This is a genomic window from Rathayibacter sp. AY1C9 (assembly GCF_002932315.1).
GTDB lineage: Bacteria > Actinomycetota > Actinomycetes > Actinomycetales > Microbacteriaceae > Rathayibacter.
The window spans coordinates 44110-69064 of sequence record NZ_PSVZ01000010.1 but is presented as its reverse complement, the minus strand read 5'-3'; the positions used below and the strand labels follow the sequence as shown (position 1 = coordinate 69064).

Here is a 24955-nt window from a genome sequence, read left to right as displayed (position 1 = left end):
TGCTGCACGAACCGGCCCGCCCCTTCGGCATCGTCTCAGTGGACGAGGGCGGCCTCCGCCTCGTCCCAGGCGGGGTTCAGATCTTCCTTCTTCCCTCGGATGAGGAGGAATCCGGTGAGAGAGGCGGCGACCATGGTCACTGCTGCGGCCAGGAACACGGCCTTGTAGCCGTCGGTGAATGCGGTGAGCTCGGCCGTTCCGGACGCGATGGCGGAGTCCGCGGTGCTCGCGTAGAACACGGTGAACACCGCGAGACCGATGGACCCGCCGATGTGGAAGACGGAGTTGACGACGGCGGAGGCCACTCCGGCGTCCTCGTTCTCGACCCCGAGAAGGGCGAGGTTCTGGACGGGCACGAAGAGCATGGAGAGTCCGATTCCGAGCACGACCAGGGCGGGCAGGACCTGGAGGAAGTAGTTTCCGTCCGGGGTGATGCCGAGGAGCAGGAAGAGCCCTGCTGCCGAGACGAGCGGCCCGACGATCATCAGGGGTCGGGGGCCGAACGTGTTGAGGATCTTCGTGGTGACGGGCGAGAACGCCATGATCGCGACGGTCATGGCGAGGTTCGCGAGCCCTGCCATCAGCGGTCCCATTCCGACCACGATCTGGAAGTAGAACGCGAGATAGAGGATGGCCCCGATCATCACGGCGCCATTGGCGGCCTGGATCAGGATCGCGCCGCCTCGCACACGACGCAGGATGACGCGCAGGGGCAGCAACGGCTGGTCGACCTTGCGTTCGATGAGCACGAAGACGGTCAGCAGGACGATGCCGAGTGCGAGGAAGGCGACGGTGTCGATCGCGCCCCATCCGTGCTCAGCCCGCGTGAACCCGTAGACGATCGCGCCCAGTCCCAGGGTCACCGTGACGGTTCCCCAGACGTCGTAGCGGTTGTCTCCTTCCGCCTTGCTCTCGCGGAGCACGAGAGCCCCGCCGACGAGGCCGAAGGCGACGAAGACCAGGTTGACGAAGAGGCACCAGCGCCGTCGTCAGGACAGTTCGACACCGAGGGGGTCGGGCCTCACCTTCCGACGTCGGCAGGAGAGGATGGCAAACTGGCGGCCGACGCTGTCGCACCCGCTCGTGCGGCCGCGTCGACACCCTCCGGGCCGCCTCAGCACCCGCCGTCCCTAGCCGCTCACTCGGACCGAGGGAGCGGCGGAATCGATCACGACATGGAATCGAACCCACCCAGCGGTGAGGAGGTCCTGCCCTCTCCTCGGACGTCTCCTCGCGCGACGCGACCCAACAACCGGACTCGGATCCTCGACGCCACGGTACGCGCCGCGGCGCGGGAAGGATCTGTCCGCGTCACGCTCGAAGCGACTGCCGAAGAGGCTGGGCTGACACGCGGCGGAATGATGTACCACTTCCGCGATCGAGCCGATCTCGCCCATGCTCTCCAGGAGCACGTCGCGGCCGGCTGGGAAGCCCAGCTGATCGACGTCGCGGGGAAGACGGCGGACGAGGCCACCTTGACGGAGCGCGTGAGTGCCTACGTCACCGTCGCCCTGACGCCGTCGACGCACATGCAGATCGGACTCCTCCAGGCCACGGGCAGCGACACCGCTCTCCGAGCGCCGGTAGCGGAGGTGCGCCGAAGGTGGACGCCCTCCGCAGAGGAGACCGCGACCGATCCGATCGCTCTCCGCCAGTTCATCGCCTGTCTTGCCGCTGACGGCCTGTGGTCACACCACTCCCTCGGAGGCGATCGGATACCGGACGACACTCGAGCCGCGGTGATCTCCGAGATCATCCAGCTCTCCAGCACGGGGTGATGCACGAAGGGCACTTTCCGGCGCGAGGCGGATCCCGGTCGGAGGAGCTCGACCGGGACCGAGACTCTTCCTTCTGCGGTCGAGGATCAGGACAGGCCTGTCCCCGGACCCGGCTCCTGGGTCGAGGCGAGCCCCAGGCCGGCCTCGCACTGCTGAGGATGCAGCAGGGACGGCCTCCTCGAGGAGCGCCGCCATCGCGTCGCGCCACGGCAGCACGGTCGCGAACGCGGCGCCCAGGATGGTCGGCGACGCCTCGTGCTGCCCCGGAGCGCTCAGGACGCAGCCGGAGGCGACGTCCATGTCGAAGTCGCGCCACGTGGAGCGTCACCGACACGACCGGTCCGACGACGGCCGACCAGGAGACGTCCCGCGTGCGCCCGCACAGGCACTCCGCTCGTCAGCGGGACAGCAGCGCGACGTGGATCTCCTCGGCGAGGAGGTCCAGCGCTCTCGCGTGGGACGCCAGGAAGGCCCGGCCGTCGCGCGTGATCGAGAAGCGCTCGATGCGCTGCAGTGCGGTCCTCCTGCCTCTCTCCAGGAGCACCAGGCCCCGGCGGGAGAGCCGGAGGAGCCGCTTGCGCACCTCGAGGACCTCGACACGGTCGCCGGAGCGGAGGTCGAGGACTGCTCGCAGGCGGGTCTCGTCGCGGTTCTCTCCGGTCGCGAGCGCGATCAGGATGAAGACGTCGATGCTGCAGTCGAGCCCGCAGGCTCCGCAGCGGTTCGTGCACCGCGCAGAGCGTGCCAGGGACACGAGGAATCGATCGAGGCGCATCACGGGTATCTCCTGGGGAACGGCGGTCTCCTGCTGCAACGAGAGGAACGGGCCGGACCGGTCACGGTCGGCCCGCATCCGGGAGTCCGCTCAGGAGAGGTTCGCACATCAGCGATCGGTCCGGACAGCAGGATACGGCCCGATCGCCGCCCCGGTCCGCAGCCGGTGGTGATGCCGCCGCGGCGGGATCGTCGGGCGATCAGGGTCGAGGACCCGTCCGTACGGCGCAGGGGGGCTCAGGAGAGAGGGAGGGCGTTGCCGTTGATCAGCAGGAGGTCGTGTCCTCCGACGGCAGCTGCGCTCCCGGCCGCTCCGTCGTCCTTCTCCTCGGTGAGGGGGTGCGACTGCACGACCTTCGTCAGCACGAGCCCGGTGGTCGGGACGGTCCTGGTTCTCACTCTGTGGTGCATCTCGTCGGTCGTCCTCCAGAGGTGGCGGCGCTGCAGGTCGGGCGCAGTGCCGGTCGGGGCGGGACAGCGGAGGAGCGGGCGATCGTGGCGCCCGCTCCCCCGCCTTCTCAACGGCAGCTGCGCGCCGGGTAGTCGACGCTCGTCTGCGTGCTGACCGTCTTCCCGTCGACGACGGCCTTTCCTGTCGCGGCCACCGACCCCGCGGGGATCGAGACCGCTCGGGTGGTGACGGCGCTCGACGCGGACGATCCCGGAGCGACTCCGGTCACGGTCTTCGAGCCGAAGGCGGTGACCGTCGTGATGTCCATGATCGAGCGGCTGTCGTTCTTGACCACAGTGGTCAGGACGACCTTCCCGCTGACGCAGCGGGTCGACGCCGTGGCGGTCACGGTCAGGGGCGACGTGACGGTGACCTTGGCGGTCACAGTCCGGTTCGCGGGTGCGACCTCCTCCGTCGGCGTCAGGTCGAAGACCGGCCGGCCGTCGGCGGCGTAGTGGATGCGGGCGAGACGGGTGTCGCGGCCGTCACCCCCGACTCCGTTGCCCCAGGTGTGGTAGACGTACACGTCGTTGCCGTCCTCGTCCTGGGTGACGGCTCCGTGGCCGGGACCCTGCTCGTAGGTGCGGTAGTCGAGGACGCCGTTGGGCATGGGGACGCTCTGCAGGAGCGGGGCGTCGTACTTGGTCCAGCTCGCGATGTCGGTCAAGTCACTGCCCTCCTTCGCCCAGGCGCCGCCCACGATGTACTTCGGGCTGACGCCGCTGCTGGAGTAGACGAGCGTGATCCTCCCGTCGCGCTGGATCGCGAACGCTCCCTCGGACAGGTGGTCCTCGAACGTCAGCGAGGGCACGATGATCGGGGTCGGCTCGCCGATGACGCGGGTGGGGTTCGCGGGATCGACCTTGGCGATCCAGGTCGCCGGGTCGCTCACTCCGTTGTCGACGTAGCGCTGGGACCAGGCGTAGTACGCAGTTCCACCGGACTCGAAGTAGGTCATGTCGAGGCTGATGTTGCGTCCCGTGCCGGGGCGTCCGAGGGCGCTCCCGTCGCTCTTCACGACGGCGCGCGGCGCGCTCCAGTCGGAGGGGTTCGCGGGGTCTCCGCCGTCGCGCAGCTGCATGATGTGCGCCTGCACCGTGAACCACTGACCGTTCTGGTTCGACTGGTCGTTGTCCGGGTTGAAGCACGGGGCGAACAGGATGGAGAGCTTGCCGCCGATCTCGTGGATCTCGGGGGCCCAGTAGCAGCCCGCGATCACCTTGCCCTCGGCGGTGCGGTCCATCCGCGTGGTGCGGTTGAGGAGGTCCACCTCACGGGCCCGTCCGCCGTTGTCGTCGCTGAGCTGGTCGATGCTGTCGGCGACCCGGATCGGCAGGTGCTGCGAGGCGACGTTGTTGTTGTTCGTGTCGTCCGTGGCGGTGAAGAGGTACTGCGTCTTCCCGTTGCGCTCGTAGCGGTAGATCGTCGGATCCGCGCGGTTGTAGGCGAACGGCTCGTTGTACTGCCGCTGGCGGACGGTCCCGGAGAGGTCGTACGTTCCCGGGCCCTTCGCGGCGAGGTCGGCGAGCTGCTGCTGGTTCCAGTCGATGCCGAGGCTGCCGGTCGAGCCGTCGTTGTATGAGAGCTGCGCCTTCACTCCGGACAGGGCGGAGGTGTCGCCCTGATCGATCGTCTGCGGTGCGACCGAGGATCCGGTGTTGACCGTGCGGCCGAACTTCTTCACGAGCGAGTCGGCGACGGAGCCGGAGACGGTCAGCGCGCCGCCCGGCAGAGCGTCGGCGACGCGGCCCGGGACTCCGGAGAGGTCGGGAGCGGCGACGGTGGCGGGGCTTCCACCGAGGACCGCACCGCGGTTCCCGTCGGTCACGACGACGCTGCGACGGCCGCCGTCCTTCGGCCAGAACGCCTGCGCGCGGAGCTCGGTGCGGGCGAGGTCCGTGACGGTCGTGTACTTCGCCGCCCCGGAGGAGTCCGTCCAGGAGACGAGGTAGCGGTTCTGGTCCGTGTCGTAGACGGCCTTCGGCGCGACGACGCCGCCGGTGGTGCCGAGGTCGATGAGGCCGAGCTCGGTGAAGTCGGACGCGGTGGCGTCCGTGGCCTTGAAGATCAGAGCGCTCGAGTCCCCGGTGCCGTCGGACGCGCCCGACTGCAGGACGCGCGTGGCGATCACGCCGACGGTGCCGTCGGCGAAGGTGAACAGCGAGGGGTTCGCGAGGCCGCGGTTGTCGGCCTTGTCGGTTCCGAGGAAGACCCCGTCGGCGAAGAGGACTCCCGAGTTGCCCGAGAGCGGTGCTGCGTCGGCGACGGACGAGCCGAGTGCCAGGTGGAGGCCGCGGGCGATCGTGTCCTGGTTCGCCTTGTCCTCGCCGGTCGGCGTCCGGGTGTACGACACCACGGTCTTCGCCGTGGAGGCGCTGAGGACGGTGGTGCGGAAGGTCTTCGTCAGCGTGGTGGCGCCGACCTTCACGGAGGCGGTGAGCGCGAGTGCCCGGTCGGTCGCCGAGTCGTTCACGAGGCGGCTGCCGGACAGGCCGGCACCGTCCGCGCTCCACGACACGGTGTAGCCGGCGACCGTGGGAAGAGCGGTTCCGGAGGCGACGGTCGGCGGGACGACGAGGGCGGTGCGCAGGCGCGCCGTGGCGTCGGCCTCGGTGTCGGCGGCGACGGTGACGGTTCGCGCGGTGCCGGTGGCGGCGGATCCGGCGAACGTCGCGGTCGGGGTCAGGGTCACGGTGGCGTTCGCCGAGCCGGGTGCCGGGCGGCGCACGGAGCCGTCGGTGCCGATCACCGCGGGGTCGCTGCTCGCCCAGGTGAGGACGGAGCCGCCCGCGCCGCGGGTCGGGAGGGAGAGGTCGCTGGTGACGGGTCCGGTCACGGCGATGGTCGCCGCGGCGGCGTCCGATGCAGCGATCGCGGCAGCGGCCGGAGCCGCGTCCTCGCGCACCTGGTCCTGGGTCAGTGCGGAGGAGTAGACGTGCACGTCGTCCATCGCCCCGGCGAAGAGAGGGTCGGGGCCGTAGAACGACTTGCCGAGGAGGCCGGAGAAGGCGGAGGTGCCGACAGTCGCCGCTCCGGTCGCGGAGGTCGGGGTGGTCTGGGCGAGCCGGCCGTCGACGTAGGTCGAGACGCTGACGCCGCTGCGCAGGACCACGGCGACGTGGCTCCAGCGGCCGGTGGCGGCGGGACCGGAGTCGGCCGCGCGCTGCTCCGAGCCGTTCTTCACGGCACCGATCAGGCTGCTTCCGCACTGGGGCGTGGTGAAGAGGTACCGCTCGGTCGACTGCCCGAGCGCGTACGCCCAGCTGCAGTTCTGGTTCCCCTCCCAGCGCAGCCAGGCCGACATGGTCACGTCGGTGGTGGCCGCCGTGGTCAGTCCCGGCGCGATCTCGGCGTAGGCGGCGGAGCTCCCTGCGGCGCCGCCGGGGAGGCGGAGTGCGCGGTCGGTGCCGCCGCGCGGACCGGCGACGGTCGTCGCTCCGGTCCCGCGCACGGTGGCGGAGCGGCCGGCAGCGGAGTCGGTCAGGGTCGTGCCCGCGCCCACGGCGGAGCCGACGGCGGCGGACGAGGAGAAGTCGTAGGAGAGGACCGGGCTGGGCACCGCGGCCTGTGCGGGTGCCGCGCCGAGCGCAGCCCCTCCCGCTGTCAGGCTCGCGGCGACCAGGAGTGCCGTCGTGCGTCGGAACCGCATTGTTCGTCTACTTCCGTGGGAGAGGTGGATGCGGGGAGCACGGACCCAGGGTCCATGCTCCCCTGCTCCGGTGGCCGGAGGCCCCGGAACGGAGGAGGTCAGGGGAGGGGCGGCTGGACGCCGCCCCTCCCCTGTCACCGGCCTAGCGGCAGGTGAGCGCCGAGTACGGCGCGGTGGCCGTCCTGGTGCCGTTCGCGTCCTTCGAGGCGACGCTCACCTCGCCCGCGGTGACCGAGGTCGCCCGGGTGGTGAAGGCGGCGGACACGGACTTGCCGGGAGCGACCCCGGCGAAGGTCCTGCTCCCCCACTGCGAGCCGACGGTCATCTCGACCGTGGAGCCGCTCGTGTTGGTGCCGGTCGCGGTGACCGTCACCTTGCCGGCGACGCAGCGGCTCGCGGCCGAGGCCGTCAGCGACGGTCCGGGAGGAGCCGTGGCGGTGATGGTGGCGATGGCCGGCGTCGCTGCCGAGTTGGCGAGCTGTCCGCGCACCTGCACGGTGTCGCCCGCCTTCTTCAGCGAGCTGAGATCGGCGGTCGCCCACGTCACGGCGACCGTCTCACGGTGGCCGTCCTTGAACGTCGCGCCCACCGTGGCGGGCAGGTCGACGGTGGTCGATCCGGCCTGAACGGTCCGCGCCACGGCGTCGATCGAGGTCACCAGGAGCGACGGGTTCCACTTCGCGGCGAGCCCGTCGCGCTCCTTCGCAGTGATGGAGACGACGGATCCGTGGCGGGGCGACGTCGGCAGCGAGAAGCTGCTGGGGATCGTCCACTGGATGTCGCCCTCGAGCGAGTTCGTGCCGAGCGGGATGTAGCCGCGTCCGCCGTAGTTGTCGGTCCAGAGGAAGTACTTGTACCCCGCCCGGTCGCCCTCGTTGGTCTTGAAGATCTCGGGACCCTCGACCTCCGGCGTTCCGGCGGTGCGGCCGATGCAGGTGTCGATGAGGCTCCACGCTCCGGAGGCGGTGGTGGCGCGGAGGTTCGTCGACTTCTGTCCGATGATGTCGGGCGAGAGGCAGCCGCTGGTCTGGGTCGCCTTCGTGAAGCGGTAGTAGGTGTCGCCGTCCTTGAGCATCGTGGCGTCGATCAGTCCGTTGCTCTTGTTGAGCGAGGGGACGTCAGCGGCCTTGAACCAGACCTCGGGGGTGGTGAAGTCGCGGAAGTCGCGCGTGGTGGACGTGAGGATCTGCGGTCCGTTGCCGTCCTCGACGTTGCGCGTGCTGTCGGTGAAGAGGGCCGAGGTCCAGTAGACGACGTAGGCGTCGATGGTGGGGTCGTAGGTGGCCTCCGGTGCCCAGGTCATGCCCGCGTTGGGCAGGTTGACCTCGACGTGGCGCTGCTGGCCCCAGTTGACGAGGTCCGTGGACTCCCAGATCTCGAGGTAGCGGCTGCCGCGGTTGGTCGATCCGCCGAAGCCGGTGGTGCCGACGGAGAGGTCGGTGGCCATCAGGAAGAAGCGGTCGCCCTCCTTCGAGCGGAAGACGAACGGGTCGCGCAGGCCCTTCGTACCCAGGGTCGAGGTGAGGATCGGCTGCGCGTCGTTCAGTGTCTTCCACGTGAGCGAGTCGTTGCCGTCGGAGGTCGCGAAGCGGATCTTCTCGCCCTCGATGCTGTCGCCGGTGAAGTACGCGAACAGGTACGCGTCGAGGTCGCTCGCGGCGACGGGGGCCGCGGCCGGAACGGTGCGCGTGAGCGTCCGCACGAGGGGCGTGGTGCCGGGCACCGTGACCGTCGCGGTGAGGGTGACGGTCGTGTCGGTGGACGGACGCGTGAGCGAGCCCTTGGCGACGACGTTCGGCGCGGTGCCCTTGTCGGCGGAGGTGATGACGGCCTCGTTCGACGAGGTCCAGCTGACCACGGCGCTGGAGCTGTTCGCGCGCGCGGCGGTGGCGGCGACGTCGGCTCCGGTCGAGGGCAGGTTCAGGCTGCCGCGCACCGGTCCGGCGAGAGCGGGATCGTTGCTGATGCCGTCGGCTACGGCCCGGGCGAGCTCGGCCTCGGCGCTGTCACCGGCGGCGTACGCCGGGACGAACACGGTGGTGGCACGGCCGACGACGGTGATGCCGCCGTGGACGGCGGTCGGGGTCAGCGTGACGGTGGCGTCCGGGCTGCCCGCGGCGGGCCGGGTGACGACGCCGCTGGTGCTGACGACGCCGGGGGCGCTCGACGTCCAGGTGATCGTGGAGCCGTTGGCGCCGGTCGTGGGGAGGGCGAGGTTCGAGGTCACGTTCGAGGTGTCGCCGAGCGAGACGGCGGCGTCCTGGTTCGCGAGAACCGAGTGCACGGATGCGGCGCTCTGCTGCACCTGGCCGGCGGTGAGCGCGGAGGTCCAGACCTGCATGTCGTCGATGGCACCGGCCCAGTAGGCGTCCGCGCCGTAGAACGATTTGCCGAGGAAGCCGGAGAACGTGGACGTGCCGATCGCGGACGCGGCGGTGAAGGTCGTGCTGCCCTGGCCGACGAGAGCTCCGTCGAAGTAGGTCGAGACCGACTGGCCGCCCTTGACGACGACCGCCATGTGCACCCAGCGGTTCGCGGCGACCGGAGTGTTGCCTGCGGCCCGCACCTCGGAGCCGCTCTTGATCGCGCCGAAGCCGGCCGGTCCGCACTTCGTGGTGGAGAGGACGTGGGAGTCGACGCTGGAGCCGAGCGTGAAGGGCCAGGTGCAGTCCGGAGCACCGCTCCAGCGCAGCCAGGCGGACATCGTGACGTCCTGCGTGCCGGCGGGGATCAGGCCCGGGGCGATCCGGACGTGCGGCGCGGCCGACGTGCTCGATCCGCCCGGGAGCGAGAGAGCGCGGTCGGTGGAGGCGCCGGAGGGACCCGCGACGCTGGTCGCGCCGGAGTTGATCAGGGTGCCGGGGTGGTTGCCCGGAGCGGAGTCGGCGACGACGGCTCCATTGGCGAGCGTCGCGCCGATGCCGTCGAACGAGTACTGCAGCGCGGGAGCGGGGACGGTCTCTGCGGCGCCGGCGGCGCCGATCGGTCCGAGTACGCCGCCGAGGCAGGCGATGGCGAGCGTCAGCGCGGCGCCCGCTCGGGGGAGGCGTGAGCGCCGGGTGCGCTCCTGCCGGGGGGTTCGTGACATGGGGGGTCCTTCAGGTGAGGGGTCGGAGGGGGAGGACGGAGCCCGCGCGATCGGCCGGCGGAGTGGTGAGTCCGGCGTCCGTCTGGCGGGGAGGGAATCGCCGGAAGGCGGCCCGGGACGCGGGCCTGGCGACCCGTGATCGGGAGGCGGAGGTCGACGTGGGTGCGAGGACGAGACGTCGCGCGCTGCGGGCGCCGACCGCGGTCACCGCGTGGAAGGTGTCGGCCGGGCCGACAGTCATCGGGGCCGGGCGTGGGCCTGCGGCGGGAGGGTGCGGCGGGAGGGTGGTGCTGTCGTCATCATCGACGTTCCTCTCAGGTTCGCCTTCGAACCGGTCGGAGTGGGACGCGAGGCGCGAGGACGCGCTTGCCCACTTCAGGTGACACCGTACCGACTTTTGTTAACGGTAACAATGGCGGATTCCCGGGCGATGCCGCAGCGACGGCGGGTGTGAGCGCTCTCTCCCTGCGAGCACGGGGATCCGCGTGGACGGATCACCCTCGCCCGGCGGGGCTCGGATCGGATCCGCTCGAGACCGGCACTTGACACCGGCTCCGCGACCGGTCGATGGTTGTCCACGTCAACATGCAGGTCGTGATCAGCTTCCCATCCCACTCGGAGCGTCGGCGCTGACGCGTCCCGCGGCGGGACGACCGGATCACCATCCCGGTCGCTCCGGCGCATCCTCTGCCGTGCTCCGACCCCTTCGGACACGGCTCCTTCCTGCGACCCTCACCCGCGTCCCTTCGGGGACGCCGGATGTCTGTGAAAGGCACCCATGTCCCGGACAACGAAGTCCCACCCCTCCAAGCGCCTGATCGGCGGCCTGATCGCGGCCGTCGTCGGCATCACGACCTTCGGCATCAGCTCGCCCGCCTCTGCAGCCACCGCCCCGGTCGGCCTCGGATCGGCGCAGGAGATCCGCAACCAGCACAGCAGCATGTGTCTCGACGACTTCGACTTCGGCACTCAGCCCGGAGCCGAGGTGCGGCAGTGGAGCTGCACCGAGGGGAGCAACCAGCGCTGGCAGGTCACCGACCTCGGCACAGGCTACGCCGAGATCAAGAACACCTTCAGCAACCTCTGCCTCGACAACTTCGACTTCGGCACCACCCCGGGCTCGGAGGTGCGGCAGTGGAGCTGCAACGGCAGCACCGCCCAGCAGTGGCGGATCACCTCCGTCGGCGGAGGCTACGCCGAGATCGCCAATCGGCACAGCGACCTCTGCCTCGACAACAAGGACTTCCGCCAGCTCGACGGCTCCCCCATTCAGCAGTGGACCTGCACCGGCTCCAAGGCCCAGCGCTGGGCACTGACCGATCCGACCGTGCAGAAGATCACCTGGACGCTGAACCGCGTCGCGAGCCCGACCGCGGACGAGGCCGACGCCTACGCCCGCATCACCGACGCGATGGACCGCGCCGTGGCGCGCTACAACCGCCTCAGCAACATCTCCCGCTCCCTGACCGTCTCGTACAGCCCCGGAACCCCGACGGCCGATGCGAACATCTACGGCCAGATCCGCTTCGGCAAGGAGCGCGTCTACATGGTGGAGGGCACCGCCATGCACGAGATCTCGCACACCGTGGGCTTGGGCACGTCGACCACCTTCAACACGAACTGCGAGAACAGCAGCTGGGACTCGGCCCTGGCACTGCTGCGCACCTGGGACGGACCGGACGCGACAATCCAGTGCACCCCGGGTCACATCTTGAACTACGGCCTCAACTACAACAGCGAGTTCAGCCAGCTGAACCTCGAGCGCCACGTGAAGCTGGTGCAGTCCATGCTCAGTGACGGCATGTAGCCGTCACTCGAGGCACGCCCGAACGAGCATCCTCGCCGCCCCTCGCGGGCGGCCGGCGCCGGCGGGGCGGGGAACCAGAGCCCTCCCCCCCCCGCCGGCGCCGCATGCCCCGATGTCTCCCTCCGGAGGCGCGGGGCAGCGGAGCGCTCGGGAGTCGAGGAGGGCCCCTCGACCGGGTGGTCGCAGCCGACGTGCCGGACGCCGCACCCTGGGGAGGGGGCGTCCGGCACGTCCCCCTCGTGTCCGCGCCGTCCGGTCCGCCGGACCCCCCGGAGGCGCATGACGGGCGGCGTCTGCGGGCGCTAGCGGTTCTGCTCGACGGTGCTCGGCGCGGTCCGGTGCGTCTCCGGCGCCTCCGTGCGGACGGGCTCCGCCTCCCCGCTCGCCGCGGCCTCCCGCAGGTACTGCGCCGACATGACGCGGTAGGAGCGGGTGAGCATCGCCGCGCCGGCCGCGATGATCATGACGACTCCGCCGACCAGGAACACCAGCGCGATCCCCCGGCCGATGCCGTCGCCGAGCAGCCCGCCGAACGCCGAGCGCCCGGCCGGCGACTCCATGTACGGGATGAGCGCGAACTCGGCGATCGGGGCGATGAGGAACGACGTGATCGGAGCGGCGGCCGACTCGAACGCCGCCGCGAAGCCGAAGACGCGCCCCTGGGTCTCGAAGGGGACGACCTTCTGGATCACCGTCTGCTCGGCGGCCTCGACCGCCGGGATCAGGGTCATGTAGATCCAGATGCCGCCGGCGTAGAGCCACCACCAGTCGCGGAGGGTGAAGACCGCGCCGATCAGGCCCATCGCCATCACGAGCAGCAGCATCGTCCGGATCGGGTTCCTCCCGAGACCGAACCTCGCGACGAGCAGACCGCCGATGACGAAACCGGTCGCCGTCACTCCGAGCACCACGCCCCACAGCTCGACCGGGAACAGCTCGAGGCCGTACGGGTCCATCAGCGCCATGTAGACGCCGCCGATCAGGTTGTTGAACGTCGAGAAGACGATGAGCGCGAACAGCCCGGTCGCCGCCCGCACCGCGGTGATGCTGCCGCGGAGATCGATCAGCGGCGCCCTCTCCCCCGTCGGTGCGGGCCGGTCCTCCGGGATGCGCAGGAAGAGGAGGTGCAGGAGCGCGGCGGCGGAGAGGCCGATCGCGATCACCAGCGTCCACCCCATGCCGAGCAGGCCGATGGCGAGCCCGCTGAAGACGCTCGTCACCACGAAGGCGAGGCCCTGGACCGTGCCGACGAGGCCGTTCGCGCGGGCGTGCCCCTCCACCGGGACCAGCAGGGTCACCGTCGTGGACAGGGCGATGTTGCGCATGTTCTCGATGACGGCGCCGAAGAGGATCGTGCCCGAGAACACCCAGAACCACGGGGCGCGGAAGTCCAGGAGCGCCGCCTCGGGCAGCGCGAGGAAGAGACCGCCTGCGACGCCGAAGGACACCAGCGTGACCGCGCCGGCGAACACCATGACGCGGAACTTGCGGTGCCGGTCCACGATCGTGCCGAAGGCCATCGCGAAGACCGCGACGAGCAGCATGTAGGCGCCGCCGATGATCCCGGTCGCCAGGACGGAGCGCGTCTCGAGGTACACCCAGAACGTGAGCGCGAACCAGAGGAAGCTCGTCGTCACGTTCGCGACGGCGGTGTTGAGGAGGATCTGGTGGAAGTCGCGGAGCCTCGTCGAGGTGTCGGCGTCGGCTCCGGGCACGGGGGCGGTCGAGGACACGGCTTCCCTCCGCTCGCGACGGCGCCGTCGGTCCCGCGGCGGGAGTCGAGGGTCGTCGCAGCCACTGTAGGACCGCGCCGTCGGCGAGTCGAGAGGTGCCGGGCGTCCGGCGGGGATGCGCTGCCGCCTCCCGCGCGGACGCGGGCGCCGGCCTCCGGGCTGCATCGTCCGCTCCTCCTCGACGGATGCTCCGCGGCTTCACCGTGGACCGGCGCGGCGCCGGCGGGTCAGCGGTGACGATCAGGACGGCGAGCGCCGCGCACAGCACGACGCCGGCCCCTCGGAAGGGAGCCGGCGTCGTGCCCTCGCGGTTCCTGCTACTCGAGCAGCTTGCCCGCGGTGGCGACCTCGCCGCTGATCAGCGCCTGGATCTCCTCCGGCACCGCGGGGATCTCCTCGCGGGTGATCCCCGTGGAGGGCGACCAGACGAGGTTCACCTGGAGTGCCGGGTCGATGTCCGGGTAGTCGCTGCGGTTGTGGCAGCCGCGGCTCTCCCGGCGCTCGAGGGCGGCCTCGAGGGTGGCCCGCGCGGCCATCGCGGCCGACTTGAGGTCGAAGGCGTGGGCGAGGTCCTGGAAGCCGGCGATGTCCGGGTGCACGCCGATGTCGGCGATGCGCGCCTCGATCGCGTCCAGCTCGGCGAGCCCGGCGAGCAGGCCCTCCTCGTCGCGGACGACTCCGGCGTGCTCGGTCATCGTGTTGCGGATCGCGCGCTGCAGGGCGCGGACGTTCTCGGTGCCGTCGGCCGCGAGCAGGCCGGCGATCTCGTCGCGGGCGACCTGGACGGACGCGGCCGAGCGCGTCTGGGCGGTCAGTGAGGCGGAGTACTCCGCCGCCGCCTGCCCGACGATGCGGCCGAACACCAGCAGCTCGATCAGCGAGTTGCCGCCGAGGCGGTTGGCGCCGTGCAGTCCACTGGAGGCCTCTCCGATCGCGTAGAGCCCGGGGACGTCGGTGCTGTGGTCGTCCGAGCGCACCCAGACCCCGCCCATCGAGTAGTGCGCCGTGGGCGCGATCTCGATCGGGTCCTTCGTGATGTCGAGCATCTGCAGCTCGAGCATCGTCTGGTACACCCGCGGCAGCCGGGTCATGATCGTCTCGCGCGGCAGGTGCGAGACGTCGAGCCAGACCCCGCCGTTCGGCGTGCCGCGACCCTCCTTGATCTCGGTGTAGCAGGCGAGGGCGACGCGGTCGCGGGTCGAGAGCTCGAGGCGCTCGGCGTCGTACTTGCCCATGAAGCGCTCGCCGAGGCCGTTGCGGAGGATGCCGCCCTCGCCGCGCGCGGCCTCGGAGATCAGCGTGCCCGCCGCGTTCTCGGGCTCGATGATGCCCGACGGGTGGAACTGGACGAGCTCGGGGTCGCGCAGGCGGCCGCCGGCCTCGACGGCCAGGCGGAACGAGTCGCCCGTGTTCTCGTCGCGGCGGGAGGAGGTGCGGCGCCAGATGCGGTTGTGCCCGCCCGCGGCGAGGATCACCGCATCCGCGTGGATCAGGTAGCGGGTGCCGTCGACGAGGTCGAAGCCGTAGGCGCCGAACACTGCTCCGTCCTCGTTGACGAGGATGCGCGTGACGTACACGGTGTCCAGGATCGGGATCTCGAGCTGGGCGGCCCGGTTGACGAGCGTGCGCTGGATCTCGAGGCCGGTGTAGTCGCCCGCGAAGGCGGTCCGGCGGTAGGTGTGCGCGCCGAAGAAGCGCTGCGAGATGCGGCCGTCGTCCTCGCGGGCGAACGGCATGCCGTAGCGCTCGAGGTCCTGGATGCCGCGGGCGGCGTTGGAGGTGACGATCTCGACCGTGTGCGGGTTGGCGAGCTGGTAGGACTCGGTGATGGTGTCGGCCGCGTGCTGCTGCCAGCTGTCGTCGGGGTCCATCGTGGCGAGGGCGGCGTTGATGCCGCCGGCGGCGAGGGAGGTGTGCGCGTCCGACTTCGAGCGCTTGCCGAGCGCGAGGACGTCGACGCCCGCCTCGGCGAGCTCGATCGCGGCGCGCAGGCCCGATCCGCCGGTGCCGATGACGAGGACGGAGGTGGAGATCCGGCGCTCCGGTGCGGTGGTCTCTGAAGTGGTCATGCCTCCACGCTAGGCACGGCACTTCGATTACTCCAATGCATAATGCTGGGCACGGCCATGCGCATAGGGTATGCATGTGGATCTCGAGCAGCTCACCGGATTCGTCGAGGTCGCCCGCCTCGGCAGCTTCACCCGCGCCGCCGAGGAGCTGCACCTCGCGCAGCCCTCCCTGAGCCGCCGGATCGCCGCGCTGGAGCAGGACCTCGGCTCCGAGCTCTTCCACCGGGCGCGCTCCGGCAGCACCCTCACACCGGCCGGCGAGCTGCTGCTGCCGCTCGCCCGGCGCATGCTCGCCGACGCCGGATCGGTGCGCCGCGAGCTGGCCGAGCTGGCCGGGCTCGAGCGCGGCCGGGTGCGGTTCGGCGCGACGCCGACGCTCTGCATCAGCCTCGTCGCGGAGGTGCTGCACGCCTTCCACTCCGTGCATCCCGCCGTGGAGCTGCACCTCGCCGAGGACGGGTCGCGGAGCCTCTTCGACCGGCTGGCCCGGGGCGAGCTCGACCTGGCGCTGGTGACGACCTCGACCGCGGCCGCTCCCGGCGCCTTCACGGTGACCCCGCTGCTCGTCGAGGAGCTCGTCGTGGTCTCCTCCGCCGCAGAGCCTCCCCTCGCCGCGACCGGCGCGCTCGACCTGGCGGCGGTCGCCCGCCTCCCGCAGATCGTCTTCAACTCCAGCTACGACCTGCGCCGCACTACCGACGCCGCGTTCGCCGCCGCGGGCCTGGAGCCGGACGTGGTGCTGGAGGGCGCCGAGATGGACGCGGTTCTGCGCTTCGCCGAGCGGGGCCTCGGCGTCGCGGTCGTCCCGGCGATGGTGCTGCAGGGGCGCCCGGGGCTGCGCTCGATCCGCATCGAGGAGCCGACGCTCGAGAAGCCCACGCTGACCCGGACGATCAGCCTCGCGCGCCCGGCGGACCTCGCGCCGACCGCCGCGGCGCGGGTCATGCAGCGCACCATCGCGGCGACCGCCCGCGCCTTCGCCGCCCAGGCCGGCGGAACGATGCGCCTGGCCGACGCCCGCTGACCGAGCTGGGGTCTCGAGGCGCCGCTGCTCGACCAGCAGTACGGCGAACATGCTGATCGAGCAGCCCCGGAGGCGTATCGAGATCTCCCCCGCACGCGCAGGAGCGCCCCCGGCCCCGCAGGGCCGGGGGCGCTCCCCGGTGGTTCAGCCGTGCGCTACGAGCACGGGCGCGCCGCGTACGGAGCGCTCACCTCCGTCTCGACGGGGGCGCCGTTCATCGTGGCCGTGGCCTCGACGGTCACCGCACCGGCGGGCAGGTTCGCCTGACGGGTGGTGAAGGCGTGCGACACGGTCTTGCCGGGCGCCACCGAGGTGAACGACTTCGTGCCGGACGTCGACGTGAAGGTCACGCCGACGGGGACGTCGGAGCCGTTGCTCGCCTGGACGGTGACGATCGCCTTGCCCGCGATGCAGCGGGTCGCCGCGCTCGCCGTGATGTCGAGTGCCGGAGCCGCCTCGCCCTCGGTGAAGGCGAAGGTGTCGAGCTCGAACAGGTCGCCGGAGGGTCCGGAGTAGCTGAAGAACACGTCGTGCACTCCGGTCGCTCCGGTCAGCGCTGCGCTGACGTCGGTCCACTCACCGGTCGTCCCGTTCACCGCGACGGTGCCCGCGACGGGCCCGGTCTCGGAGTCGAGGCGGACGGTGACGGTGCCGCCGGCCTGCAGCGCCTTGGCCTTCGCGGTGAACGTCGCGGCTCCGGTGTCCCCGAAGTCGACGGCCGACAGCGCGGTCCAGTCGCCGTTGTCGAGGTCCTTCAGCACGAGGTTCTGGGTCGCGCCCGCGGCGGGGGTGCCGAGCGGCGCCGTCGCGATGCCCTTGCTCCAGCCGATGGTCTCGGCCGGGAAGGTGCGGTACGGATCGAAGTCCTTCACCTGGTCGACGCCCTTGTAGTCGCCGACCACCTGCTGCACCGTGCCGTCGGCGTTGAACTGCAGCTCCTGGATGTGCGGGCTGCGGTACCCCTGGGTGGTGTCGCCGTTGATCCGCTTGTTGAGCGTCGGCGCGTGGTAGGTGAAGTAGTACTTGCCGCCCAGCTCGAAGACCGACTGGTGGTTGTTGCCGCCGGTGCCGGCTCCGAAGAAGCGGCTCTGGTTCGGGAACATCACGCCGGCGTAGTTCTCCTTGGGCCAGGACATCGGGTCGTCCGAGATCATGTAGCCGATCTCGCCGCCGCCCGGGTAGCCGGGCTCGCGGGTCTGGTTGCCGCCGAAGTCGTTGCCGCCGAAGTGGGACGAGTACGAGAGGTAGTACTTGTCCTGGCGCTTGAACACCTGGGCCGCCTCGAACGCGACGGGCGCGTCCACGACGGCGGAAGTGCCCTGGGTCGAGATCATGTCGTCGCCGAGCTCGATCACGCGGATGTTCTTCGGGTTGTTGAAGCGCTCGGCCGCGGGGAGCGCGGTCGAGGCGGGTCCGCCTCCGAAGAACAGGTAGCCCTGGCCGTCGTCGTCGACGAGCGGTGCCGGGTCGAACTTCCACGCGACCGCCTCGGCGCCCGGGGTGGACGCGTTGATGAGCGTGGAGGTGCGCTGGCTGGTCCACGGACCCACCGGCGAGTCGCCGGTGATCACGTTGCTGGAGCCGCCGCCGTTGGCGTAGTAGAGGAAGTACTTGTCGACGCCGTTCACGGTCTTCTTCGCCATGCCGGGAGCCCACGAGTTGCCGGTGTAGGGCGCGACTCCGGTGGAGCCGGCGACCTGGATCTCGCCGTGGTCGGTCCAGTTGACGAGGTCGTCCGAGGAGATCACGGTGATCTGGTTGATCTTGCCGTAGTCGATGCCCGCCGAGACGCCCGTGGCGGGGTTCGGAGCGTAGCCCTGGGTGTCGTTCGTCATGTACATGTACACGCGGCCGTTCTCGACGAAGCCGAAGCCGTCGGCGCCGAACTTCCAGCCCATGAGCGGGTTGTGGTCGCCCGGGATCTTGCCCACGACCTCGATGGTGCGCGAGGCGGGCGCGGGCGGCGCCGCTCCGACCAGCGAGACGTCGTCGAGCTTGTAGTCCATGAGGTGCGTCTCGGGCGCGGCCGAGGGAGTCGCGGTCCACGGCGTCTCGAAGAAGAGGCGCGCGGTCGCGACGCTCTGCCCGGCGGGGATGGTGAACGATCCGTTGATCGTCGCCCACTGCCCCTTCGTGGCGGTGACGCTTGCGAGGTTCGTGTAGGTGCCTCCGCCGTAGTGCATGGTGGCGAAGAACTGCTTGGTCGCGGGGCTCGCGGCGTTCTCGTACTTGATCTGCGCCTTGACCTGGTAGGTCTGGCCGGCGACGACCTTGCCGCTGAGGTCCTGCATGGCGCCCGCGCCGGTGGTCGTGCGGCCGGTGACGAGCGCTGCGGCGGTGCCGGTGCGCGCATCCGTGGTCGTCGCGATGGTGCCGGCGTCGGCGGCGTTGCCGTTGTTGACGAACCAGCTGCTGATGCCGCTCTCGAAGCCGCCGTTGACGATGAGCTCCGCCTCAGCGGCGGACGAGGTCTGGGCGGCGAAGGGGGCCACCAGGAGCGCGGTCAGCGCGGCCGTGGCCAGCAGCCTCAGCCGCAACCGCCCCTTCGGAGCGGCTTCTCGTTGTGGTGATCTCACGGATCCTCCTTGATCGTGTCGTGCAGGAGATCGTCGGCGACGGGTGCCGCTGACGCGTTCGGGGGCGGGGGCGGCCGCGCGGGCCGCCCCCGGAGTGCTCAGCCGCAGGACGCGGCCGGGTGGGGCGCTCTCACCGTGGTCGTCACCGGCTCGCCGTCGAGGGTGGCGGTCGCGGTCACGACCACCTCGGCGGCGGGGACCGAGGCCGCCCGCGTGGTGAAGGCGTGGCTCGTCGTGGCGCCGGGTGCGAGCGCGGCGACCGTCTTCGTGCCGGAGGCGCTCTCCATCCGGAGGGCGACGGGCACGTCGTCGGCGTTGGTCGCCCGCACGGTCACGACGACCTTCCCCGCGATGCAGCGGGTCGCGGCGGCGGCGGTCACATCGAGCGACGCCTCCTTCAGCGTCCCGAGGCGGGCCAGCTGGTAGCTGAGCGCGCGCTCCGGGGCGTCGATCTGGTTCTGCGTTCCCGCGGTGCCGACCGCCTGCGCCTTCGCGAGGACCGACTGGAGGTCGGACCAGGCGTCGGCCGGGTAGTCGTCGGAGCGGAGCGTCGCCGCGTGAGCGACGGCCGCGTCGAGCTGCGAGCGGTCGAGCGCCTTCCCCTCCGAGGAGAGGGTGTCGCTCAGGAGGAACTCGTCGACGTCGACGTGGCCGCCGGCGGTCTTCGTCGCGTAGCTGAACAGCCCGAGGCGGTGGCCCATGAAGTGCGTGAGCTGACCGTCGAGGGTCTGCGGGCCGACGCGGCTGCCGAGCTTCGTCCAGCTCGTCCCGTCGAGGCTGTACGAGAAGGTCGTCCAGAGCTGTCCGGCCGGGGCCGAGAGCTCGAGGTCGGCCTTCAGGCGCACCTGCGAGGCGTCGCCGAGGGCGGCGGTGGTGCCGGGGAGGAAGGACTCCACGGCCGCCTGGTCGAACGTGGTCGCGAACGGCTGGCTGCGGTTCACGACGCCGACGGTGGTGACGCCGTCCACGCGCTTGACCGCGACGTAGGAGAAGCCGCGGTTGTAGGCCGCGAGGCCGGCGACGTCGCCGTCCTTCATCCCGGAGACGTCGAACGCCGCCTCCGCCGACTGCTTCGGAGCCACGATGCGCTGGGAGAGCGTGTTGCGCGCCTCCTCCAGGTACGTCATCTCGGGCGAGCCCGAGAGACGCGTGTGCGCGGCCGTTCCGCTGAGCACCTTCCCGTTGGTGAGGCGGAGCCAGCCCTCGCGCTCGGTCAGCGACCAGTAGCGGTTGTCGGGGGCGTGGTTCCACTGCCAGGGGAGGGCGAGGGTCGAGCCGTTCGGCTCGATCTCGGCGGCCGTCGGGCGCTCGAGGGTGGGAGCGGCGCCGACGAGCGAGACGTCGTCGAGCAGGTACTCGGTGCTCGAGGACGCCGGCTGCGGATTGCCCCACGGCGTCTCGACGGCGAACTTCACGCTGCCGACGTTCGCGGTCTCGGGCACCGTGTAGGTCCCCGTGATCGTCGTCCACTGCCCCTGCGTGACGGCGGCGGAGGCCATCGTCACGGGTCCCGCGCCGAAGTCGGCGCAGAGGTTGAAGCGGACCGACGCGGGGCCGGTCGTGTACTTCACCTTCGCGGACACGGTGTAGGTCACGCCGCGCTGCAGCTTGTTCGCCAGCACCTGGCTCGGGCCGGAGCCCTTGAGCGTGCGGGTGCCCACGCGGAGCGCGGCGGTGCCGGACGCCGGGTCGGTCGTGTCGGCCGACAGCGTCGCGCCGAACTGGCCTGCCCACGGCGCCGTCCCCGACTCCGCTCCCGGGTTCTGGAGCAGCTGCACGCCGAGCAGCGACGCGTCGTAGGCGGGCGCGGGCGGGATCGTCCACGACTCGTCCTGGTAGGCCTTCGCCGGGGCGTCGTTGTCGAAGTCGTCCGAGACGACGATGCTCTTCTGCCGCTCGAACAGCTCCTCCTCGGGGCTGAGGCGGATCGGCTTCGGGAAGCTCCCGCCCACCGGCACCGAGCCGTTCGTCCCGAACGTCGGCCAGCCGTCCTTCCACGTCGCCGGAATGAGCCCGGGGATGCGGCCGGTCGGGAAGCTGTCGCGGAAGAACATGCCGTGCCAGGCGGTCGAGCCGTCCTCCTTCGCGATCGGCACGAGGCTCCCCTGGGCGAACCCGCTGGAGTTCAGCACGCCCTTGCCCTCGTAGGGGTTGCTGCCGTCGGCGGTCGCGTAGCGGCCCAGCAGCTCGGACGAGCGGAACAGCGCCACCTGGCGGCCCTGGCCCGAGGGCCAGGTGATGATGACGATGTAGTACTGCCCGTCGATGTACTGCACCTGCGCGCCCTCGAACAGGCCGCCGAGGTAGCCGGCTCCCGGGTAGTCCGAGGTGCGGAGGATGTTCGGGTACTCGGCGACGACGGTCGTCAGGTCCTCGCTCAGCTTCACGGCGCTGGTGGATCCGGAGCCGTAGAAGATGTACGGCGTGCCGCCGTCCGCGTCGTCGAAGAAGAGCGACGGGTCGTGGAAGGCGCGGCCGAGTGCCGTGCGGGTCCAGGCTCCGTCCTCGATGTCGTCGGTCGAGTAGAGGTAGGAGCCGCCGAGGTTGTTGGTGTTGAAGACCGCGTAGTAGCGGCCGTCGTGGTACCGCAGCGACGAGGCCCACTGGCCGTTGCCGTAGGAGTTCTGCCCGTTGCGGAGCGAGAAGCGGTCGCCGATCTCGAGCCGGTCGAAGACGTAGTTGACGATCTCCCAGTTGACGAGGTCGTAGGACTTCATGATCGGGGCGCCCGGGCTGAGGTGCATCGTGGTGCTGATCATGTAGTAGATGTCGCGGCCCTCGTCGTTCTCGGACGCGGGCACGCGCTCGACGCTGACGTCGGGCACGTCGGCGTTCAGCAGCGGCACGGAGTAGGTGCCGTCGCCGCGGTCCGTCGACGTGTAGGAGGCCTTCGGCGACCACGCGCCGGCCGCGGTCGCCGGAGCCGCGCCGGAGGCGAGCAGGCCCGCCGCGAGGAGGGCGCCGATCGCCGTGGAGGCGACTGCGCGCATCGGGGTCATTCGAACAGCGACAGCGTCAGGACGGAGGAGTAGTCGCCGGGGGCGACGTCGGCCTCGGTCTTCAGGGTGAGGCCCGCGGACACGGTCCAGGACCCGTCCGTCGCGGTCTCCTGCGAGTCGAGCGACAGCGCGAGCAGCTCCTGGTCGAACAGGCCCACGGCGTCGGCGCCCTCGTCGAGGATCGTGTCGACCGGGTCGCCCTCGGACACGAGGCCCGACTCGCCGCCGTCCACGAGGACCGGCGTCCAGCCGAGGTGGTCGGAGGAGATGTCCTCCTGGTCCGCGTCGCCGGTGAAGGCGCTCGCCGAGCCGAGGACGTACCAGCCGGCTCCGGCCGGGATCTCGTCGACGGTCCGGGTGTCCGTCACGGTCACGTCGGGCAGCTGCCCCGTGAAGGCGCGCACGGTCGGGGTGGAGCCCTCCTCGGCGAGCGTGGCGGAGGTGCCGTCGATCGACATCGAGAGGGCGCCGGGCTGCTCCAGCTCCTCGATGCTGACGTTCACGTCGACGTCGTCGGAGCCGTACTCGGTGTCGGCGGCCGCGGCCGCGGCGGCGACGCCGGACAGGAGCAGGCAGCCGGCGAGAGCGGCGCCCGAGCGGACGAGCCAGAGGGGTCGGGGGGTGCGTCGCGTGGACATGGTGTTCCTCACTCGATCGGCATCGTCGCCGATCAGGTCGAGCGCCGGACGGCGCGGAGTGGTGGCGCGGCCCGAGGCCGCGAGAGGACGGAGCGCGGCGCAGCCCGAGGGGCGTTCGGCCGCGCCTGGAGCGCAGGACGCGCGGAGAGCGGCGGACGGCTCGTGCGCGGCGGCTTCCACAGCGTGGCCACGCGAGCTCCAGCTCTCGACCCCCTCAGCACTGAGGGGAGAAAGGCTGCCCGACACTCGTCTCTCTCGACTGCTGAGCTTTCCCTCAGCTAGTCTTGCGGGCAATGTTACCGGGAACATTCCCGATTGCAAGGACGTGTTCTCAACCGTCCGGAGCAGCGCAGCGAGGCGATCACCGCGTTCCGCCGCGGCCGGGCGGGGACGGCGGGAGGGGACGAGGATGTCCGCAGGGGCGGCGACGGCGGAGGCCGAGCAGGAGGTCGTGACGACGGAGTGCGCGGAGCGCTCGGGCGTCATCGGCGTGCTCCTGGGCGACTTCGAGCCGTTCGGCACGGAGGTGCTGCAGGGAGTGGCGACGGCGCTCCGGGGGACCCGGTTCGACCTCCTCGCCGGCAGCGGGGCGAGCCGCCGGGGCCGGGCGGGCTGGGAGCAGGAGTCCCTGCGGCGCCTCACCGAGGCGCACGTAGCGGGAGCGATCCTGGTGACTCCCTCCGGCGTGATCCCCTCGTCGGACCTGCCGCTCGTCGTCGTGGATCCGCTGACCGCGCAGACCGAGCTGCATTCGGTGGCGACCGACGACTTCGGCGGAGCGCAGCTGGCGACGAGCCACCTGATCGGGCTCGGCCACCGCCGCATCGGCTTCGTCGCGGGCCGCCCCGACCTGGAGTCGTCGCACCGGCGCGGCGCGGGCTACCAGCGGGCACTCGCGGACGCCGGCCTCCCCTACGACCCCGCGCTCGTGCGGGTCGGCTACTACCGGCACGACCCCTCCCTCGCCGCCGCCCACGAGCTGCTGCTGCTGCCCGACCGCCCGACGGCGGTCCTCGCCGCGAACGACGCCTCCGCCATCGCCGTGATCGAGGCGGCCCGGGCGCTGGGCCTCTCGGTGCCGGGGCAGCTTTCGGTCGTGGGCTACGACGACGTGCCCGACGCCTCCCGGGTGGTCCCCGCGCTCACGACGGTGAGGCAGCCGCTGCACCGCGTGGGGCGCGCGGCCGCCCGGGCGCTCCTGACGCTGATCGACGGCGGGAGCGTGGCCGAGCAGCACGTGCGGCTGCGCAACAAGCTCGTGCTCCGCGGGTCGACGGCGCCTCCCGCCGAGGGCCCGCCGTCCGGCTGACTCCTCCCCCTCCCCCAGCCGGCGGGAATACGCTCGGCGCATGAACCAGCAGCGCACTCCGGTCACGGTCACGGTCACGGGAGCGGGAGGCGCCATCGGCTACGCGCTCCTTTTCCGCATCGCCTCGGGTCAGCTCCTCGGGCCGGACGTCCCCGTCCGCCTGAACCTGCTCGAGATCCCCTCCGGCCTCCGCGCGGCCGCGGGCACGGCGCTCGAGCTGCAGGACGGCGCCTTCCCCCTCCTCCGCGGGATCGAGGCGACGGACGACCCGGCCGCGGCGTTCGACGGCGCGAGCGTCGCCCTCCTCGTGGGCGCCCGGCCGCGCAGCGCGGGCATGGAGCGCGCCGACCTGCTCGCCGCGAACGCGGGCATCTTCGGGCCCCAGGGCGCCGCGTTGAACGCGCACGCCGCCTCCGACATCCGCGTGCTGGTCGTCGGCAACCCGGCCAACACCAACGCCTGGATCGCGCGGCGCAGCGCCCCGGACATCCCCGCCGGCCGCTTCACCGCGATGACGCGCCTCGACCACAACCGGGCGGTCGCGCAGCTCGCCGCGAAGCTCGACGCCCCCGTCGACGCGATCGAGGGCGTCGCGATCTGGGGCAACCACTCCGCCTCGCAGTACCCCGACGCGACGCACGCCACCGTCGGCGGACGGCCGGTGCCCGAGCTGGTCGACGCGGAGTGGCTGCACACGGAGTTCGAGCCGCGGGTCGCCAAGCGCGGCGCCGAGATCATCGAGGTCCGCGGAGCCTCCTCGGCCGCGTCCGCCGCCTCCGCCGCGATCGACCACGTGCGCGACTGGGTCGACGGCACGTCGTGGACCTCGGCCGCCGTCGAGTCGGACGGCTCCTACGGGGTGGAGGAGGGGCTGATCTCCTCGTTCCCGGTCCGCTCCGTCGACGGCGAGTGGCGGATCGTCGAGGGACTCGAGATCGACGCGCACTCCCGCGCGCGGATCGACGAGTCCGTGCTCGAGCTGCGCGCCGAGCGCGACCAGGCGCTGGCGTTCCTCGCGTCCTGACGCGCCCCTCCCCGTCCTGTCGCCACGGGATGCCAC

The 24955-nt window shown here is 71.4% G+C and carries 15 protein-coding genes; 5 read left to right on the top strand and 10 right to left on the bottom strand.

The window, feature by feature from the left end; genetic code table 11:
• Nucleotides 1-35: 35 nt before the first annotated feature.
• Nucleotides 36-923, bottom strand: coding sequence for an MFS transporter (locus C5D09_RS08970; RefSeq protein WP_374953806.1), 888 nt, complete (start codon nucleotides 921-923; stop codon nucleotides 36-38).
• Nucleotides 924-1175: 252 nt separating this feature from the next.
• On the opposite strand from C5D09_RS08970, the gene C5D09_RS08965 reads away from it, so the two are divergent.
• The gene (locus C5D09_RS08965; protein ID WP_104269126.1) at nucleotides 1176-1778 is read left to right on the top strand and encodes a TetR/AcrR family transcriptional regulator; all 603 of its coding nucleotides are present in this window, start codon (nucleotides 1176-1178) and stop codon (nucleotides 1776-1778) included.
• Nucleotides 1779-2175: 397 nt separating this feature from the next.
• On the opposite strand, the gene C5D09_RS08960 is transcribed toward C5D09_RS08965, so the two are convergent.
• From C5D09_RS08960 to C5D09_RS08950, 4 genes are all read right to left on the bottom strand, one after another.
• Entirely contained in the window at nucleotides 2176-2556 is a 381-nt protein-coding gene (locus C5D09_RS08960; RefSeq protein WP_104249689.1) for a hypothetical protein, read from the bottom strand.
• A gap of 233 nt (nucleotides 2557-2789) precedes the next feature.
• Entirely contained in the window at nucleotides 2790-2951 is a 162-nt protein-coding gene (locus tag C5D09_RS17495; RefSeq protein ID WP_181027229.1) for a hypothetical protein, read from the bottom strand.
• Nucleotides 2952-3070: 119 nt separating this feature from the next.
• Nucleotides 3071-6652 (bottom strand): LamG-like jellyroll fold domain-containing protein, encoded by a 3582-nt coding sequence (locus C5D09_RS08955; RefSeq protein ID WP_104269125.1) that lies wholly within the window; start codon nucleotides 6650-6652, stop codon nucleotides 3071-3073.
• Between the two features lie 142 nt (nucleotides 6653-6794).
• Nucleotides 6795-9740 (bottom strand): immunoglobulin-like domain-containing protein, encoded by a 2946-nt coding sequence (locus C5D09_RS08950; RefSeq protein ID WP_104269124.1) that lies wholly within the window; start codon nucleotides 9738-9740, stop codon nucleotides 6795-6797.
• 778 nt (nucleotides 9741-10518) lie between these two features.
• Here C5D09_RS08950 and C5D09_RS08945 point away from each other — a divergent pair.
• On the top strand, nucleotides 10519-11547 hold the full coding sequence (locus C5D09_RS08945; RefSeq protein WP_104269123.1) for an RICIN domain-containing protein: 1029 nt from the start codon (nucleotides 10519-10521) through the stop codon (nucleotides 11545-11547).
• Nucleotides 11548-11849: 302 nt separating this feature from the next.
• Here C5D09_RS08945 and C5D09_RS08940 read toward each other — a convergent pair whose 3' ends face one another.
• Together C5D09_RS08940 and C5D09_RS08935 are read right to left on the bottom strand one after the other, a co-directional pair.
• Complete coding sequence (locus C5D09_RS08940) at nucleotides 11850-13280, bottom strand: MFS transporter (RefSeq protein ID WP_374953805.1); 1431 nt, start codon at nucleotides 13278-13280, stop codon at nucleotides 11850-11852.
• A gap of 317 nt (nucleotides 13281-13597) precedes the next feature.
• Nucleotides 13598-15349, bottom strand: coding sequence for an L-aspartate oxidase (locus C5D09_RS08935; protein WP_104224384.1), 1752 nt, complete (start codon nucleotides 15347-15349; stop codon nucleotides 13598-13600).
• A 70-nt stretch (nucleotides 15350-15419) separates the two neighbouring features.
• Here C5D09_RS08935 and C5D09_RS08930 point away from each other — a divergent pair, with 70 nt between their 5' ends.
• Entirely contained in the window at nucleotides 15420-16373 is a 954-nt protein-coding gene (locus C5D09_RS08930; protein ID WP_104233660.1) for a LysR family transcriptional regulator, read from the top strand.
• A gap of 155 nt (nucleotides 16374-16528) precedes the next feature.
• On the opposite strand, the gene C5D09_RS08925 is transcribed toward C5D09_RS08930, so the two are convergent.
• The 3 genes from C5D09_RS08925 to C5D09_RS08915 all read right to left on the bottom strand — a co-directional run bounded on the left by C5D09_RS08925 (nucleotide 16529) and on the right by C5D09_RS08915 (nucleotide 22586).
• On the bottom strand, nucleotides 16529-18949 hold the full coding sequence (locus C5D09_RS08925) for a family 43 glycosylhydrolase (protein ID WP_219812654.1): 2421 nt from the start codon (nucleotides 18947-18949) through the stop codon (nucleotides 16529-16531).
• A 98-nt stretch (nucleotides 18950-19047) separates the two neighbouring features.
• Nucleotides 19048-21939: a family 43 glycosylhydrolase gene (locus tag C5D09_RS08920; RefSeq protein ID WP_258066959.1), complete on the bottom strand. Its 2892-nt coding sequence runs from the start codon at nucleotides 21937-21939 to the stop codon at nucleotides 19048-19050.
• Between the two features lie 5 nt (nucleotides 21940-21944).
• Nucleotides 21945-22586, bottom strand: coding sequence for a hypothetical protein (locus C5D09_RS08915; RefSeq protein ID WP_104233676.1), 642 nt, complete (start codon nucleotides 22584-22586; stop codon nucleotides 21945-21947).
• A 409-nt stretch (nucleotides 22587-22995) separates the two neighbouring features.
• Here C5D09_RS08915 and C5D09_RS08910 point away from each other — a divergent pair, with 409 nt between their 5' ends.
• Both C5D09_RS08910 and C5D09_RS08905 read left to right on the top strand, forming a co-directional pair.
• Nucleotides 22996-23895 carry a LacI family DNA-binding transcriptional regulator gene (locus C5D09_RS08910; protein WP_104226034.1) on the top strand — a complete coding sequence of 300 codons (900 nt, stop codon included), beginning with the start codon at nucleotides 22996-22998 and terminating at the stop codon, nucleotides 23893-23895.
• A 40-nt stretch (nucleotides 23896-23935) separates the two neighbouring features.
• Complete coding sequence (locus C5D09_RS08905) at nucleotides 23936-24919, top strand: malate dehydrogenase (RefSeq protein ID WP_104226035.1); 984 nt, start codon at nucleotides 23936-23938, stop codon at nucleotides 24917-24919.
• Nucleotides 24920-24955: the final 36 nt, after the last annotated feature.